The sequence below is a fragment of the Streptomyces spinosus genome (genome assembly GCF_020400655.1).
GTDB lineage: Bacteria > Actinomycetota > Actinomycetes > Streptomycetales > Streptomycetaceae > Streptomyces > Streptomyces argyrophylli.
In genome coordinates this window covers 50,888-66,216 of sequence record NZ_JAINRC010000020.1, presented here as the reverse complement: position 1 = coordinate 66,216, position 15,329 = coordinate 50,888, and the positions used below count along the sequence as shown (strand labels likewise).

The 15,329-nt window shown below is 74.2% G+C and carries 14 protein-coding genes; 3 read left to right on the top strand and 11 right to left on the bottom strand.

From position 1 onward, the window contains the following. Positions 1-91: 91 nt before the first annotated feature. A complete protein-coding gene (locus LG395_RS32790) occupies positions 92-1,387 on the top strand; it encodes an MFS transporter (protein ID WP_225812273.1) in 1,296 nt (431 codons plus the stop codon). On the opposite strand, the gene LG395_RS32785 is transcribed toward LG395_RS32790, so the two are convergent. The 10 genes from LG395_RS32785 to hrcA form a co-directional block, all read right to left on the bottom strand. Next, positions 1,360-2,364, bottom strand: a complete 1,005-nt coding sequence (locus LG395_RS32785; RefSeq protein WP_225812272.1) for an adenosine deaminase — start codon at positions 2,362-2,364, stop codon at positions 1,360-1,362. The genes LG395_RS32790 and LG395_RS32785 overlap by 28 nt on opposite strands. 20 nt (positions 2,365-2,384) lie before the next feature. Continuing rightward, on the bottom strand, positions 2,385-3,290 hold the full coding sequence (locus tag LG395_RS32780; protein ID WP_225812271.1) for a ribonuclease Z: 906 nt from the start codon (positions 3,288-3,290) through the stop codon (positions 2,385-2,387). A 6-nt stretch (positions 3,291-3,296) separates the two neighbouring features. Continuing rightward, positions 3,297-3,650, bottom strand: a complete 354-nt coding sequence (locus tag LG395_RS32775) for a histidine triad nucleotide-binding protein (protein ID WP_171156474.1) — start codon at positions 3,648-3,650, stop codon at positions 3,297-3,299. A gap of 42 nt (positions 3,651-3,692) precedes the next feature. Further along, positions 3,693-6,962 (bottom strand): S41 family peptidase, encoded by a 3,270-nt coding sequence (locus LG395_RS32770; protein WP_372463500.1) that lies wholly within the window; start codon positions 6,960-6,962, stop codon positions 3,693-3,695. A 47-nt stretch (positions 6,963-7,009) separates the two neighbouring features. Further along, positions 7,010-7,525 carry a hypothetical protein gene (locus LG395_RS32765; RefSeq protein ID WP_225812270.1) on the bottom strand — a complete coding sequence of 172 codons (516 nt, stop codon included), beginning with the start codon at positions 7,523-7,525 and terminating at the stop codon, positions 7,010-7,012. A gap of 102 nt (positions 7,526-7,627) precedes the next feature. Continuing rightward, positions 7,628-8,020, bottom strand: a complete 393-nt coding sequence (locus LG395_RS32760) for a VOC family protein (RefSeq protein ID WP_225812269.1) — start codon at positions 8,018-8,020, stop codon at positions 7,628-7,630. Between the two features lie 14 nt (positions 8,021-8,034). After that, on the bottom strand, positions 8,035-8,787 hold the full coding sequence (locus LG395_RS32755; RefSeq protein ID WP_171156469.1) for a 16S rRNA (uracil(1498)-N(3))-methyltransferase: 753 nt from the start codon (positions 8,785-8,787) through the stop codon (positions 8,035-8,037). Further along, on the bottom strand, positions 8,784-9,860 hold the full coding sequence (locus LG395_RS32750) for a nitronate monooxygenase (protein WP_171156468.1): 1,077 nt from the start codon (positions 9,858-9,860) through the stop codon (positions 8,784-8,786). The genes LG395_RS32755 and LG395_RS32750 overlap by 4 nt, the downstream gene beginning before the upstream one ends. Before the next feature lie 100 nt (positions 9,861-9,960). Then, complete coding sequence (dnaJ, locus tag LG395_RS32745; protein ID WP_030653759.1) at positions 9,961-11,097, bottom strand: molecular chaperone DnaJ; 1,137 nt, start codon at positions 11,095-11,097, stop codon at positions 9,961-9,963. Then, positions 11,098-12,114: a heat-inducible transcriptional repressor HrcA gene (gene hrcA, locus LG395_RS32740; protein WP_171156466.1), complete on the bottom strand. Its 1,017-nt coding sequence runs from the start codon at positions 12,112-12,114 to the stop codon at positions 11,098-11,100. 161 nt (positions 12,115-12,275) lie between these two features. On the opposite strand from hrcA, the gene LG395_RS32735 reads away from it, so the two are divergent. Together LG395_RS32735 and LG395_RS32730 are read left to right on the top strand one after the other, a co-directional pair. Then, positions 12,276-12,998 carry an MBL fold metallo-hydrolase gene (locus tag LG395_RS32735; protein ID WP_225812268.1) on the top strand — a complete coding sequence of 241 codons (723 nt, stop codon included), beginning with the start codon at positions 12,276-12,278 and terminating at the stop codon, positions 12,996-12,998. Between the two features lie 68 nt (positions 12,999-13,066). Beyond that, on the top strand, positions 13,067-13,939 hold the full coding sequence (locus LG395_RS32730) for a DUF3097 domain-containing protein (protein WP_263983314.1): 873 nt from the start codon (positions 13,067-13,069) through the stop codon (positions 13,937-13,939). Positions 13,940-14,096: 157 nt separating this feature from the next. On the opposite strand, the gene hemW is transcribed toward LG395_RS32730, so the two are convergent. Then, on the bottom strand, positions 14,097-15,329 hold the full coding sequence (hemW, locus tag LG395_RS32725) for a radical SAM family heme chaperone HemW (protein WP_171156462.1): 1,233 nt from the start codon (positions 15,327-15,329) through the stop codon (positions 14,097-14,099).

Below are 15,329 nucleotides of genomic sequence, written 5' to 3'. Positions count from 1 at the left end.
TACAACTTGCTCGCGCGTTCCTGTCCGTCGACGGCCGCAGCCCCCTCCCCCTCTTTCCGAGCCGCACCTCGCGCCTGCCCTGGGAACGCCCGTGTCCGCCCCCCGCACCCCGCCCTGGTCCCTCGTCGCCCTGTTCGCGACCGGGTACCTCGCCCCCTACCTGCTGCCCACGACCGTCGGCAGACTCGACAGCGGCCTCCCGCTCAGCGCGACCCAGGCGGGGGCCGTCGGCAGCGCCCTGCTGCTGAGTTCGGCGAGCGCCGGCTTCCTGCTGGCCTCCCGGGTCGACCGGACCGGCCCCCGTCTCCTCGCCCGCGCCGGCCTCGCGCTCGCCGCCCTCGGCTACGGCGGCGCCGCCCTGACCGGCGCCGTCCCGGCCGTCGTGGCGGGCGCCGTCGTCGGCGGGCTGGGGTCCGGCACGGTGACGGCGGTGGCCGCGAGCGGCATCGCCGGTCAGCGTGACCCGCACCGGGTCACCACGCTCGGCCTGCTCGGCGTCTCCGCCCTCGCGGGCGCCCTGTACCTGACCATCCCTCACCTGGGGCCCGGACACGGCCTTCCGCTCGCCGCCCTCGCGCTGACCGCGCTCGCCGTCTGGCCGCTCACCGGCCGCCTGTCCGGTCGCGGTGCCCCCGCGCGCCCGGCCGTCGGCTACGACCGGCTCCCCCATCCGCGCTCCGGTCTGCTGCTGGCCGCTTCGATGCCCTGCTGGTCCCTCGCCCAGAACGCCCTGTGGGGCGTCAGCGGCCGGATCGGCCTGGAACAGGCGCACCTCACCGAGGTCACCGTCGGCGCGGTCTTCGCGGTCGCGCTCGGCGCCGGACTCCTCGGCGTGGTGGGCGCGGGCGCGCTCGGCCCACGGCTCGGCCGGGCCCTGCCCATCGGCGCCGGGACCGCCGCCATCGCGGGGTGCGTCGCGCTCGGCGCGGCGGCCACGGACCTGCCGGCCTTCGCGGCGGGCGAGATCGCCTGGAACCTGCTCTACCCGGTCGTGCTGTCCTACGTCATCGCCCTGGCCGCGTCCCTGGACCCGCGCGGCCGCTGGACGGTCCTGGTCGGCTCGGCGTCCTCGCTGGGGACGGCGGCGGGACCGCTGGCGGGCAGCGCGCTGGCGGCCGGGGCGGGCTTCCCGGCGATGGGACGGGTGCTCGGCGCCGGGCTGCTGCTGATCGCCGTACCGATGACGGCGGTGGCACTGCGGACGGGCGGGCGCCCCCTGCCGGTCGCACAAGCACCGGTCGCGGAAGTACCGGTCGGGGAAGCACCGGTCACCGAAGTCCCCGCCCCCGAAGCCCCCTTCGCCGGCATCCCGGTCGTCGAGGTCCCGCTGGAGACGCCCGCCGTACCCGCCCGGCGTGCCTACGAGACGGCGTCCCCGAACTCGTAGGCGTCGACCTCGGCGAGATAACGGGTCCTGCGCTCCTCGTCGTCCTCCAGGAAGGAGGCGAGGAAGGAGTTGCGGGCCAGGTCGCGCAGCCGGTCCCGCGACAGCCCCAGGGCCTCGTGCACGGCCGCGAAGTTGTCGCCCGCGTACCCGCCGAAGTACGCGGGGTCGTCGGAGTTGACCGTACACAGCAGACCGGCGTCGAGCATGGCCGGCAGAGGGTGGTCGGCGAGGGTGTCGACGGTCCGCAGCCGGACGTTGGACAGCGGGCACAGGGTGAGCGGGATCCGCTCCCGCACCAGCCGCTCGACCAGCGCCGGGTCCTCCACGCAGCGCAGGCCGTGGTCGACGCGCTCCACGCCGAGCACGTCCAGCGCCTCGGTGACGTACTCCGGCGGCCCCTCCTCACCGGCGTGCGCGACCCGGCGCAGCCCGAGCGCGGCGGCGGCCTCGTAGACCTCCCGGAACTTCGCCGGCGGGTGCCCGACCTCGGCGGAGTCCAGGCCGACACCGGTGATCCGGTCCAGGTACGGCTTCGCGGCGTCCAGGGTGGCCAGCGCCGACTCGGCGGACTCGTCCCGCAGGAAGCACATGATCAGCCTGGTGGAGACGCCGTGGGCGGACTCGCTGTCGCCCAGCGCCCGCCACAGCCCCTCCACGACCGTACCCATGCTCACACCCCGGGCCAGGTGGGCCTGCGGGTCGAAGAAGATCTCCGCGTGCCGCACGCCCTGCGCCGCGGCACGCGCGAGGTAGGCGTTCGCCAGGTCGGCGAAGTCCTGCTCGGTGCGCAGGACGGCCATCAGCTCGTAGTAGAGGTCCAGGAAGGACTGGAGGTCCTCGAACCGGTAGGCCTCGCGGAGGGCGTCGGTGTCCGGGTAGGGGAGGCTCACGCCGTTGCGGGCGGCGAGCTCGAAGGCGAGCTCCGGCTCCAGGGTGCCTTCGATGTGGAGGTGCAGTTCTGCTTTCGGGAGGGGCATCAAAGCATCGTACGGGTGTTTTACCGGCGTTTCGGAACCGGCACCCGCAGCAGGTCGTAGGCCACGGTCAGCTCCCCCGTGAACCCGGCCGCCCGCGCCTGCCGCTCGAACTCCCCGGGGTCGGTGTAGCGCTGGCTGAAGTGGGTGAGCACGAGGTGGCGCACCCCGGCGTCCCGGGCCACGGCGGCGGCCTGTCCGGCCGTCAGGTGTCCGTGCTCGATGGCGAGTTCGACGTCCTCGTCGAGGAAGGTGGACTCGATGACGAGCAGGTCGCAGCCCTCCGCGAGCGCGTGCACGCCGTCGCAGAGCCGGGTGTCCATGACGAACGCGAACCGCTGCCCGCGCCGTGCCTCGCTGACGTCCTCCAGGGTCACGTCCCCGAGCCGGCCCTCGCGCTGGAGGCGGCCCACGTCCGGTCCCCTGACGCCGTGCGCGGCGAGCCGGTCGGGCAGCATGCGGCGGCCGTCGGGTTCGATCAGCCGGTAGCCGTAGGACTCGACCGGGTGCGAGAGCCGGCGGGCCTCCAGGGTGTACGACCGGGTCACCGCGAGGATGCCGTCGGCGGCGACCGGGGCCTCGGTCAGGCCGACGGTCTCGCGGTAGGCGGTCGCGTAGCGCAGCCGGTCGAAGAAGCGTTGGCCTGAGCGCGGGTAGTGCGCGGTGACCTCGTGCGGCACCTGGTCGAGGTTGATGCGCTGGATGACCCCGGCGAGGCCGAGGCAGTGGTCACCGTGGAAGTGCGTGACGCAGATCCGGTTCAGGTCGTGGGCGGCGACCCCGGCGTGCAGCATCTGCCGCTGCGTGCCCTCGCCGGGGTCGAACAGGAGGCCCTCGCCGTCCCACCGCAGCAGGTAGCCGTTGTGGTTGCGGTGCCGGGTCGGGACCTGGCTGGCGGTGCCGAGGACCACCAGTTCACGGACGGACACGGCTGCCTATCCGGGCGGCCACTGCAGGCCACGGCCGCCGAGGACGTGGGCGTGGGCGTGCCAGACGGTCTGGCCGGCGCCGCTGCCGGTGTTGAAGACGAGGCGGTAGCTGTCGAGCTTCTCCTCGTCGGCGACGGCCTTGGTCTCGGCGAGCACGTCGGCCGCGATCCGCGGGGCGCCCGCGGCGAGCTCGGCCGCGTTCTCGTAGTGGGCCTTGGGGATCACCAGGACGTGCGTGGGGGCCTGGGGGTTTATGTCCCGGAAGGCGACGGTCGTCTCCGTCTCGCGGACGATCGTCGCCGGGATCTCGCCCGCGACGATCTTGCAGAACAGGCAGTCGTTCTGCGGCTCTCCGGCCATGGGTGTGCCTCCTGTGATCAATACCGTGGGCATCGTAGCCGCTCAGACGGGCATGTCCGGCGGTGTTTTGGCGGGCCTGCTCTCCAGCGCCTCCAGCGCCAGCCTGATCGCCTCGTCGAGCTGGGCGTCCCGGCCGGCCACCCAGTCCTGCGGGCGCTGGACGACCTCCACGTCGGGGTCCACCCCGTGGTTCTCCACGTCCCAGCCCACGCCCTCCAGCCACATGGCGTACTTCGGCTGGGTGACCAGGGTGCCGTCGAGCAGGTGGTAGCGGCTGTCGATGCCGATGACACCGCCCCAGGTGCGGGTGCCGACGACCGGGCCGATGCCGAGCGCCTTGATCGCCGCGTTGACGATGTCGCCGTCGGAGCCGGAGAACTCGTTGGCGACGGCGACGACCGGGCCGCGCGGGGCGTCCAGCGGATAGCTGGTGGGACGCATGCCGCGCGGCAGGTCCCAGCCGATGATCCGGCGGGCCAGTTTCTCGACCACGAGCTGGGAGGTGTGGCCGCCCCGGTTCTCCCGGACGTCGACCACGAGGCCCTCGCGCGCGACCTCGACGCGCAGGTCGCGGTGGATCTGCGCCCAGCCGGGGGCCTGCATGTCCGGGACGTGGAGGTAGCCGAGGCGGCCCGCGGAGGCCGCGTGGACGTGGGCGCGGCGATCGGCGACCCAGGCGTGGTAGCGCAGGGCCTCCTCGTCGGCGACGGGGACGACGACCGTGTGCCGGGGTTCGCCGCCGCCGGCCGGGGAGACGGTCAGCTCCACCGGGCGGCCGGCCGTGCCGACGAGCAGCGGGCCCGGGCCCGTCACCGGGTCGACCTGGTGGCCGGCGACCGCGATGATCGCGTCTCCGGGACGGACCGCGACGCCGGGCGCGGCGAGCGGGGAGCGGGCCTCCGGGTCGGAGGTCTCCGACGGCAGGATGCGGTCGATGCGCCAGCTGCCGTCCTCGTGGCGGGAGATGTCGGCGCCCAGCAGACCCTGCCGGGCGCGGCGGCCGGAGCCGCCGCGCGGGATGACGTAGGCGTGCGAGGTGCCCAGTTCGCCGTGCACCTCCCAGAGCAGGTCGACCAGGTCGCTGTGGGTGGCGAGGCGGGCCAGGAGCGGGCGGTAGCGGGCGAGGACGCCGTCCCAGTCGATGCCGCCGAGGTCGGGGCGCCAGAAGTGGTCGCGCATGAGGCGGCCGGTCTCGTCGTACATCTGCCGCCACTCGGCGGCCGGGTCGACGGTCTGCCGGACCCGGGTGAGGTCGACGGTGACGCTGGTGTCGCCGTCGTCGTCGGTGCCGGTACGGCGGTCGCTCGGGACGACCCGGAGCCGGCCGTCGGCCCACAGCAGGACGCGTTTGCCGTCGCCGCTGACCTCGAAGTGGTCGGCGTCGGAGGCGAGGTGCTCCAGCCGGCGCTGGGCGAGGTCGTAGCGCTCCAGCTCGGTGTGCGGATCGGGGTCCTCGGGGTGGGCGCGGGAGGCGCCGAGGACGCCCTGCACGGGGTGGCGCAGCCACAGGACGCCGTCCTTGGCGGCCCGGAGCGTGGAGTAGCGGCCGGCCTCGACAGGGAAGGGGACGATGCGGTCGGCCAGCCCCTCCAGGTCGATGCGGGTGGCCGGGGTGCCCTCGCCGTCGGGGGTCTCGTCCTTGTCGGAGGTCTCGAAGGGGCGGCCGTGGCGCTGCGGGCCGAACGGCGAGGGGGTGGTGGCGGCCAGCGTGATCAGGTGCGGGCGGGCGCCGACCACGAACGCGAGGTCGAAGACGTGCTCGTCGTAGACCGGGTCGAAGGCGCGGTTGGAGAGGAACGCGAGGTGTTTGCCGTCCAGGGTGAAGGCGGGCGCGTAGTCCTGGAAGCGCAGCGGGGTCGCCTCGGTCACCGACAGGTCGGTGGTGTGGGCGACGCGCAGCTGGGACAGCGGGCGGGGGCCGGGGTGGGACCAGGCGAGCCAGGCGGAGTCGGGGGAGAAGGCGAGGCCGGACACCTCGCCGTCGGCGCTGCGGTCGACCTCGCGGACCTCGCCGGTCTCCCGTTCCACCATCAGCAGTCTGCCGTCGTGCGCGGCCACGGCGGCCCGGCTGCCGTCGGGTGCCATGGCCAGCTCCAGGACCCGGCCGAGCTGTCCGGCGGCGAGCCGGCGCGGCGGGGCGCCGGGCACGGTGCCGGTCGCGGGCGCGAACTCCAGGGCGTCGTCGCCCTCGGCGTCCGTCACCCACACCACCCACTCCTCGCCGTCGGCGCGGAAGACGCGCGGCGTCCGGGCGCGCACGCCGGGGGTGGCGGCCAGGGCGCGGGCGGGGCCGTTGCGGTGGGTGACCCAGTGGATGCCGCCGCGCACGCAGACGGCGCTGCCGCGCGCGGTGTGGTCGGGGGCCGCCTCGCCGAACCAGCGGGAGGCGTTGACGGGGTACGGCCGCAGGTCGACACGGGGTCCGCCGAGCCGTACGTCCAGCCGGCGCGGTTCGGCGCCCTCCAGGTCGTCCAGCAGCCAGAGTTCGCCGGCCGAGCTGTAGACGACACGGGTGCCGTCTCCGGCCGCGTGCCGGGCGTAGAAGCCTCCCCCGCGCTCGGCATCGCTCGCGCGGGAGGTGCCCCCAAGCGGGGTGTGCCGGCGCAGGTCGGAGCCGTCGGCGAGGGAGGAGTAGAGCGCGCCGGTGCCCTCGTGGTCGGAGAGGAAGGCGATGCGGTCCCCGGCCCACACCGGGCACTCGATGTTCCCGTCGAGGTCCTCGTGCAGCCGGACGAACTCTCCGGCACCCTCTCCGCCCCCAGCGGCACGGTCGATCCACAACTTGCCCGCCGTGCCGCCCCGGTAGCGCTTCCAGTGCGCGGCCTCACGGCCCATCGGCGCGGACAGCAGCACGGTGGCCGGGCCGAGGGCCACGTCGCCGACCGGGCCGTACGGCAGGGCCTCGGCGGGTCCGCCGTCCAGCGGGACGGCGTGCGCCCAGGTCTGCCGGAGGCTGTGCCGGCCCTGCGCGCCGAGCACGAGCACCCGCCCGTCCGGGGTCCAGCCGCGCACCTCGGTACGGCTGTTGCCCCAGTACGTCAGCCGTTCGGCGGGACCCCCGTCGACCGGGGCGACGTGCACCTCGGGGGCGCCGTCCCGGGTGGAGGTCCAGGCCAGGTGCCGGCCGTCCGGGGAGATCCGGGGCCGGGTCACCGGCACGTTGTCGGCGCTGACCCGCCAGGCCCGGCCGCCGACGAGCGGCGCGAGCCAGACGTCGTCCTCGGCGACGAAGGTCACCAAGTCCCCGTGCGGATGGGGGAATCGGAGGTAGGCGGAGTCTGCCGTGGTTCCCGTCGAAGCACCCTGAGTCACGCCGTCACTCTACGCAGCGACCGGGTGCCTCCGCTGCCGGTTTCCGATCACTTGCCCGGCACGGGCCAGACGGTGCGGGTGACGGTGACGGTCACGGTCGGCCGTCCCCCGGCGGGCGGCCGGTACGTCGGCCCGGCCGGGGCCGAGCAGTTGCCGAGCCCGGCGACGCGGAACACCTGTCTGCCGCCGACCTTGGCGGTCAGGTCGCCGCGCACACAGGCACCGTCGACGGCCTTGGTGACCACCCCGGCGACGACGATCTTCCGCCCGTCGTCCGTCTCGCCCTGGCAGTCGACGGAGACGACGGTGGTCTCGCTCGGGGCGGGCGAGCCGCGGCGCGCGCCGTCGTCATCGCGGTAACCGCCGGTGCACGTGAGCCAGGCGACGTTCACGTGCCGGTACTCCAGCGCGGCGGTCGCGGTCTGGTCGGTGGTGAAGGCGACGCTCGCGGAGCCGAGTCCCCCGCCGGGCTGACAGGCCACGACGGCCCCGCCGCCCACCACGACGAGTCCCGCCACGGCCACCGCTCGCGCCCGCCCCCGTGTCCGCCTCGAAGCCCCCATACAGGGCAGCGTGCCACCGGCCCCCACCGTGGGGAAGCCCGGATACGGCCACTCACCCGTTCGGGGGGAGCGCCCGCAGGGGCGCCGGGGACGAACCGGACGTCAGCCGCGCAGCAGCAGCCACTCCTGGAGTTCGACCAGGTTGCCCTCCGGGTCCTTGAGGTGGGCCACGCGCATGCGGTCGGTCATGGGGGCCGGTCCGTGCAGCACGGTCGCGCCCCGGGCGGTGATCCGCGCGCAGTAGGCGTCGAGGCCGTCGACGCGCAGGACGACCAGGGACCGGTGGCCGGTGGCGGTGTCGCCCAGCTCGGCCGGCAGCCCGGCCATCATCGCGCGGTCCTGCAGCGCGATCCCGGCCGAGCCGGCGTGCGGGCTGAACTTCTCGTACGGCCCCTCCACCGCGCCGGACTGCGGCGCGAGGCCGAGGACGTCGGCGTAGAAGCGGTAGCAGGCGGCGAAGTCGGTCACCAGGAGCCGTACCTGGACGAGTTCCACGGTCTCTCCAGAGGTCAGGACCAGCGGCCGGTGCGGCCCAGCAGCAGGGCCACGGCGGCGGTGCCGGCGGTGGAGGTGCGCAGGACGCTGGGGCCGAGGACACAGGCCCTCGCACCCGCCTCCTCGAAGAGCGCCAGCTCGTCCCGGGACACACCGCCCTCGGGACCCACGACCAGGACGATCTCGCCCTCGGCGGGGAGTTCGGCCGTCGCCAGGGGCTCGCTGACGTGGTCGAAGTCGGAGTGGAGCACGGCGGCGAAGTCCGCCGCGGCGAGCAGCGCGGCGACCTGCTTGGTGGCCGCCAGGTCCGCGACCTCCGGGAAGCGCAGCCTGCGGGACTGCTTGCCGGCCTCCCGCGCGGTGGCACGCCACTTGGCGAGCGCCTTCAGCCCCCGGTCACCCTTCCACTGGGTGATGCACCGCGCGGCCTGCCAGGGCACGATCGCGTCGACGCCGGTCTCCGTCATCGTCTCCACGGCCAGTTCGCCCCGGTCGCCCTTGGGCAGGGCCTGGACGACGGTGATACGGGGGCGGGGCTCGGGCTCCACCGGGAACTCGAACGGCTCGACCACCAGGTGGTCCTTACCCGACACGCTCACGACGACCCCGGCCGCGCCCCGGCCCCTGCCGTCGGTGAGCACCACGTTCTCGCCCGGCTGCAACCGCCGTACGGAGACCGCGTGCCGTCCCTCGGGGCCCCGCACGTCGACGACCGAGCCGGGGCCCACGCCCTCCAGGGAGTCGACGACGAACACCGGCGCGGTCATCGGGAACCACCCCCGGCCGACAACGCTGTCCGGGCCTCGGCGAGTTCGGCCGCCAGCACCTCCACCAGCCGGGCCGCGGGCAGTTCCCGGGCCATCCGGTGGCCCTGCCCGGCCCACATCGCCATGCCCTGCGCGTCCTGGGCCTTGGCGGCGGCCTTGCGCAGCGGCGCGGTGAGGTGGTTGACCTCAGGGTAGGCGGCGGGGGCGTACCGGCCGTGCTCGCGCAGGAAGCGGTTGACCAGCGCACGGGCCGGGCGGCCGGTGAAGGCGCGGGTCAGCTCGGTGCGCGGGAACAGCGGGTCGGTCAGCGCCCGCTTGTGCAGGGGGTGCGCGCCGGACTCGTGGGCGGCGACGAACGCGGTGCCCAGCTGGGCCGCGCTCGCGCCCGCCGCGAGGACGGCGGCTATCTGGCCGCCGCGCATGACGCCGCCGGCGGCGACGACCGGGATGCGCACGGCCTCGCGGACCTGCGCGAGCAGCGACAGCAGGCCGACGCCGGCGCCGTCGTTCTCGGGGAGGTCACGGTGGGTGCCCTGGTGTCCGCCGGCCTCCACGCCCTGCGCGATCACCGCGTCGGCCCCGGCCCGCTCGACCGCGCGGGCCTCCTCGGCGGTGGTGGCGGTGACCAGGGTGAAGGTGCCGGCGCGGTGGAGCTTGTCGAACACCTCGCGGGGCGGCACCCCGAAGTGGAAGGAGACCACCGGTACCGGGTCGTCGAGCAGAACGGCGAGCTTGGCGTCGTAGCCGTCGTCCCGGTCGCTGTCCGGGTCGCCCAGCTCGGTCTCGTACCAGGCGGCCTCGCCGGCCAGCTGGTGCGCGTAGAGGTCGACGGCCCCCGACTCCGCGTGCTCGGGCTGCGGCATGAAGAGGTTCACGCCGAAGGGGCGGCTCGTGAGCCCGCGCAGCTGCTTGATCTCCTGGTACATGCCGTCGGCGGTCTTGTACCCGGCGGCGAGGAACCCGAGGCCACCGGCCTCGGAGACGGCGGCGGCGAGCTGCGGGACGGAGACGCCGCCCGCCATGGGGGCCTGCACGATCGGGTGGGGGAAGAGATCGGTCAGCGCGGAGGACATGACCGCATGTTGTCACGTCCTCCGGACAAGTCCGAATCCGGGCATCCACCGGCACATGCCTGTGGCACACGGGGTGCCGGAGCACCCCGTCCGCCATCGCTCAGCGCCCGTTGAACGCGTCCTTCAGCCGCGAGAACAGCCCCTGCTGACCCGGCTGGAACTGGCCCTGCGGCCGTTCCTCGCCGCGCAGCTTGGCCAGCTCGCGCAGCAGCCGCTCCTGCTCCGGGTCCAGCTTGGTCGGCGTCGTCACCTCGACGTGCACGATCAGGTCGCCCCGGCCGCCGCCGCGCAGGTGCGTGACGCCCCGGCCGTGCAGCGGGATCGACTGGCCGGACTGGGTGCCGGGCCGGATGTCGACCTCCTCCAGGCCGTCCAGCGTCTCCAGCGGCACCTTCGTGCCGAGGGCCGCCGCCGTCATCGGGATCGTGACCGTGCAGTGCAGGTCGTCGCCGCGCCGCTGGAACGTCGGGTGCGGCAGCTCGTGGATCTCGACGTACAGGTCGCCGGCCGGGCCGCCGCCGGGGCCGACCTCGCCCTCGCCGGCGAGCTGGATGCGCGTGCCGTTGTCGACGCCGGCCGGGATCTTCACGGTCAGCGTCCGCCGCGAGCGCACCCGGCCGTCGCCGGCGCACTCCGGGCACGGCGTCGGGACGACCGTGCCGAAGCCCTGGCACTGCGGGCACGGCCGCGAGGTCATGACCTGGCCCAGGAAGGAACGGGTGACCTGGGAGACCTCGCCCCGGCCGCGGCACATGTCACACGTCTGGGCGGACGTGCCGGGCGCCGCGCCCTCGCCGTTGCAGGTGTTGCAGACGACGGCCGTGTCGACCTGGATGTCCTTGGTGGTCCCGAAGGCCGCCTCGTCCAGCTCGACCTCGATCCGGATCATCGCGTCCTGGCCGCGCCGGGTGCGCGAACGCGGCCCGCGCTGCGACGCCGTACCGAAGAACGCGTCCATGATGTCGGAGAAGTTGCCGAAGCCGCCGGCCCCGAAGCCGCCCGCGCCCGCGCCGCCCGACTGGGAGAGCGGGTCGCCGCCGAGGTCGTAGACCTGCTTCTTCTGCGGGTCCGACAGCACCTCGTAAGCGGCGTTGATCTCCTTGAACCGCTCCTGGGTCTTCGGGTCCGGGTTGACGTCCGGGTGCAGCTCGCGCGCGAGCCGGCGGAACGCCTTCTTGATCTCATCCTGCGACGCGTCGCGGCGCACGCCGAGAACGGCGTAATAGTCCGTGGCCACTTACGACTCCGCCAGGATCTGTCCGACGTACCGTGCCACTGCGCGTACCGCTCCCATCGTTCCCGGGTAGTCCATGCGGGTCGGTCCGACCACGCCGAGCTTGGCAACCGCCTCGCCGCCCGAACCGTAGCCGACCGACACGACGGAGGTGGAGTTGAGCCCCTCGTGGGCGTTCTCGTGCCCGATACGCACGGTCACGCCCGGATCCTTCGCCTCGCCGAGGAGCTTGAGGAGCACGACCTGCTCCTCAAGGGCCTCCAGGACGGGCCGGATCGTGAGGGGAAAGTCATGTCCGAAGCGGGTCAGATTGGCGGTGCCGCCGATCATCAACCGCTCCTCGTTCTCCTCCACGAGTGTCTCCAGAAGAGTGGAGAGCACCGTGGAGACCGTACCGCGGTCCTCCGGCTCGAAGGCGTCCGGGAGGTCCTCGACCAGCTTCGGCACGTCCGTGAACCGGCGACCGGCGACCCGGCTGTTGAGCCGCGCCCGCAGGTCGGCGAGCGAGGCCTCGCCGAACGGCGCCGGGCAGTCGACCATCCGCTGCTCGACCCGGCCGGTGTCCGTGATCAGCACCAGCATCACGCGCGCGGGAGCCAGCGAGAGCAGCTCCACGTGCCGGACGGTGGACCGGGTCAGGGACGGGTACTGCACGACGGCGACCTGCCGGGTGAGCTGCGCGAGGAGCCGCACGGTCCGCGCCACGACGTCGTCGAGGTCGACGGCGCCCTCCAGGAAGTTCTGGATCGCCCGCCGCTCGGGCGCGGTCATCGGCTTGACGCCCGCGAGCTTGTCCACGAACAGCCGGTAGCCCTTGTCGGTGGGGATCCGCCCCGCGCTGGTGTGCGGCTGGGCGATGTATCCCTCGTCCTCCAGGGCCGCCATGTCGTTGCGGACGGTCGCCGGGGACACGCCGAGGTTGTGCCGCTCGGTGAGCGCCTTGGAACCGACCGGCTCCTCGGTGCCCACGTAGTCCTGGACGATGGCGCGCAGTACCTGAAGCCTGCGTTCACTCAGCATTCGCGCGCACCTCCAGCACGTCGTCCCCTCGTCCGCTCGGGTCGTCCGCCTGGCACTCCACCCATGCGAGTGCCAGCGGTCCCCGGCCAGTGTACGGCTGCCGGGTACACCCTGGGCAAGGTCGGGCCGCCGTACCGGCTCGTACCGCTAGCGTCGCGGGTATGACCGTGACTTGGGAAGAGCTGGGGTGGGAGCGGCTGGCCGCGGGGGTGGGCCGGTGCCGGCTGCCGGGCTGGGACTGCACGGCGGGGCTGGTCCTCGGGGAGGGCACGGCCCTGCTCGTGGACGCCGGTTCGAGCCTCGCGGAGGGGGTCCGGCTGCGCGGACAGGCCGAGGCGCTGGCGGGCGGCCGTGTGACCCATCTCGCGCTCACCCATCCCCACTTCGACCACGTCTTCGGCGCCGCCGCCCTCGCCGGGACGGAGGCGTACGGGGCGGTGGGGCTGGACGCGGTGTTCGCGTACGAGCGCGCGGAGCTGCGGCTGGACGCGATCCGCAACGGACTGCCGGTGACCGACGCCGACGAGGCGGTGGACGCGCTGGTCCCGCCCCGCCACGCGGTCTCCGGCGAGTGGACGCTGGACCTCGGCGACGGCCGCCAGGCGCTGCTGGCCAACGTGGGCCCCGGCCACACGGCGCACGACCTGGCCGTGCTGGTCCCGGGCGATCCGGAGGTGGTGTTCTGCGGCGACCTGGTGGAGGAGTCCGGCGAACCGCAGGCGGGCCCCGACGCGGTCCCGTCCCGCTGGCCGGACGCGCTGGACCGGCTGCTGGCGCTCGGCGGCGAGGACGCGCTGTACGTGCCCGGTCACGGAGCGGTGGTGGACGCGGGGTTCGTCCGGCGTCAACGCGACGCCCTGGCAACGCGGTTCGGCGTGATCTGAGCGGCTCTTCCCGGCGGGCTCCGGCGTGTCGTACGCCTCGGCGTACGGCTTCTCCTATCGTCATCCGAATGCGCCCACCCGTCTCCCGCCACCGCCCTTCCCACGAGGGCCCCTCGGGCCCGCGCCCTCGTGTGTACTCCTCCGACCTGACCCCGCCCTGGAAGAAGCAGAAGCCCGTCCCCGAGGTCCCGGCCGAGCCGGGTCTGGTGGTGGAGGAGCCCGGCACCGGGTTCTGCGGCGCGGTGATCCGCTGTGAGGCGGGCACGGTGACCCTGGAGGACCGCTTCGGCAAGCACCGGGTGTTCCCGCTGGAGCCGCGCGGCTTCCTGCTGGAGGGCCGCGTGGTGACGCTGGTCCGCCCCGCCTCCGGGGCCCCGGTACGTCCCGCCCGTACGGCGTCGGGCTCGGTCGCCGTCCCCCAGGCACGCGCGCGCGTGGCCCGCGCCGGACGCATCTACGTGGAGGGCCGGCACGACGCCGAGCTGGTCGAGAAGGTGTGGGGCGACGACCTGCGGATCGAGGGCGTGGTCGTGGAGTACCTGGAGGGCGTGGACGACCTTCCGTCGATCGTGGAGTCCTTCGCCCCGGGCCCCGACGCCCGCCTGGGCGTCCTGGTGGACCACCTGCTGCCGGGGACGAAGGAGTGGCGCATCGCGCAGTCGGTGACCAGCGAGCACGCACTCGTGGTCGGCCATCCCTTCATCGACATCTGGCAGGCGGTGAAGCCGGCGTCGCTGGGCATCGAGGCGTGGCCGGCGGTGCCGAAGGGGCAGGACTGGAAGACGGGCGTGTGCCGGGCGCTGGGCTGGCCGGCGGAGAACACCGGGGCGGTGTGGCAGGCGATCCTGAAGCGGGTGGGCTCCTACAAGGACCTGGAGCCGGAGCTGCTGGGGCGCGTGGAGGAGCTGATCGACTTCGTCACGGGTAGCGGTGGGGCCTGACGTCGGGCAACGTCCCGAACTCGCTGGTACCGAGTCCGAGCCCGAGAGCGTCCAACGGGACCGGATCATCGAACCTGACGATCTCCTGGCCGAGAGAGTCGGCGTCCTCCCCCTGACCCGCCGGCTTCGTCAGCGGGGGGTTCACCCGCCGGGTTGATCAGTCCACCAGGTCCCGCACCACCGCGTCCGCCAGCAGCCGCCCGCGCAGCGTGAGCACCGCCCGCCCCTCCTCGTACGGGGCCTCCTGAAGCAGACCGTCCGCCAGCGCGCGCCGGGAGGCCGCGAGCCCCTCCTCCCGCAGCAGGGACAGCGGGACCCCTTCCCGCAGCCGCAGCTCCAGCAGGACGCGCTCCACGCGCCGGTCCTCGTCGGACAGCAGCTCCCGGCCCGCGCCCGGCGACTTCCCCGACGCCAGCGCCGCCGCGTAGGCGCCCGGGTGCTTGACGTTCCACCAGCGGACCCCGCCCACGTGCGAGTGGGCCCCGGGGCCCGCGCCCCACCAGTCGGCGCCCCGCCAGTACAGCTCGTTGTGCAGGCAGCGGCCCGCCTCGGAGGTGGCCCAGTTGGAGACCTCGTACCAGTCGAAGCCCGCCGCGCTCAGCGTCTCCTCGGCGATCAGGTACCGGTCGGCGTGGACGTCGTCGTCGGTCATCGGGATCTCGCCCCGGCGGATCCGGCGGGCCAGCTGGGTGCCCTCCTCCACGATGAGCGCGTAGGCGCTGATGTGGTCGGGGCCGGCGCCCAGGGCGGCCTCCAGGGACGCCCGCCAGTCGTCGTCGCTCTCCCCCGGCGTGCCGTAGATCAGGTCGAGGTTGACGTGCTCGAAGCCCGCCGCCCGCGCCTCCGCGACGCAGCGCTCGGGGCGGCCGGGGGTGTGGGTGCGGTCCAGGATCCTCAGCACGTGCTGCCTGGCGCTCTGCATGCCGAAGGAGATCCGGTTGAAGCCGCCCTCCCGGAGGGTGGCGAGGTACGCGGGGTCGACGGACTCCGGGTTCGCCTCCGTGGTGATCTCCGCGTCCGGCGCCAGCCCGAACTCGTCCCGGATCGCCCCCAGCATCCGTACGAGGTCGTCGGCGGCCAGCAGTGTCGGCGTACCGCCGCCGACGAACACCGTGCGGACCTCGCGCGGGTCGTCGCCCAGCACCTTCCGGGCCAGCCGGATCTCCTCGGTCAGCGTGTCCGCGTAGTTGTCGCGGGAGGCCAGCACCCCGCCCGTGCCGCGCAGCTCGGTCGCGGTGTAGGTGTTGAAGTCGCAGTATCCGCAGCGGGTCGCGCAGTACGGGACGTGCAGGTAGAAACCGAGCGGGCGGGTGGCGGCCCCGGCGAGCGCGTGGGCGGGCAGGGCGCCGTCGGTGGGGACGGGCTCGCCGTCGGGGAGTGCGGAAGGCAT

What these genes read in the sequence shown, in the direction of transcription:
- LG395_RS32785 (WP_225812272.1), bottom strand. Translation starts at nt 2,364, where the DNA reads ATGCCCCTCCCGAAAGCAGAACTGCACCTCCACATCGAAGGCACCCTG.
- LG395_RS32775 (WP_171156474.1), bottom strand. Translation starts at nt 3,650, where the DNA reads ATGGCCGGAGAGCCGCAGAACGACTGCCTGTTCTGCAAGATCGTCGCG.
- LG395_RS32765 (WP_225812270.1), bottom strand. Translation starts at nt 7,525, where the DNA reads ATGGGGGCTTCGAGGCGGACACGGGGGCGGGCGCGAGCGGTGGCCGTG.
- LG395_RS32755 (WP_171156469.1), bottom strand. Translation starts at nt 8,787, where the DNA reads ATGACCGCGCCGGTGTTCGTCGTCGACTCCCTGGAGGGCGTGGGCCCC.
- LG395_RS32750 (WP_171156468.1), bottom strand. Translation starts at nt 9,860, where the DNA reads ATGTCCTCCGCGCTGACCGATCTCTTCCCCCACCCGATCGTGCAGGCC.
- hrcA (WP_171156466.1), bottom strand. Translation starts at nt 12,114, where the DNA reads ATGCTGAGTGAACGCAGGCTTCAGGTACTGCGCGCCATCGTCCAGGAC.
- LG395_RS32735 (WP_225812268.1), top strand. Translation starts at nt 12,276, where the DNA reads ATGACCGTGACTTGGGAAGAGCTGGGGTGGGAGCGGCTGGCCGCGGGG.
- LG395_RS32730 (WP_263983314.1), top strand. Translation starts at nt 13,067, where the DNA reads ATGCGCCCACCCGTCTCCCGCCACCGCCCTTCCCACGAGGGCCCCTCG.
- hemW (WP_171156462.1), bottom strand. Translation starts at nt 15,329, where the DNA reads ATGCCTTCCGCACTCCCCGACGGCGAGCCCGTCCCCACCGACGGCGCC.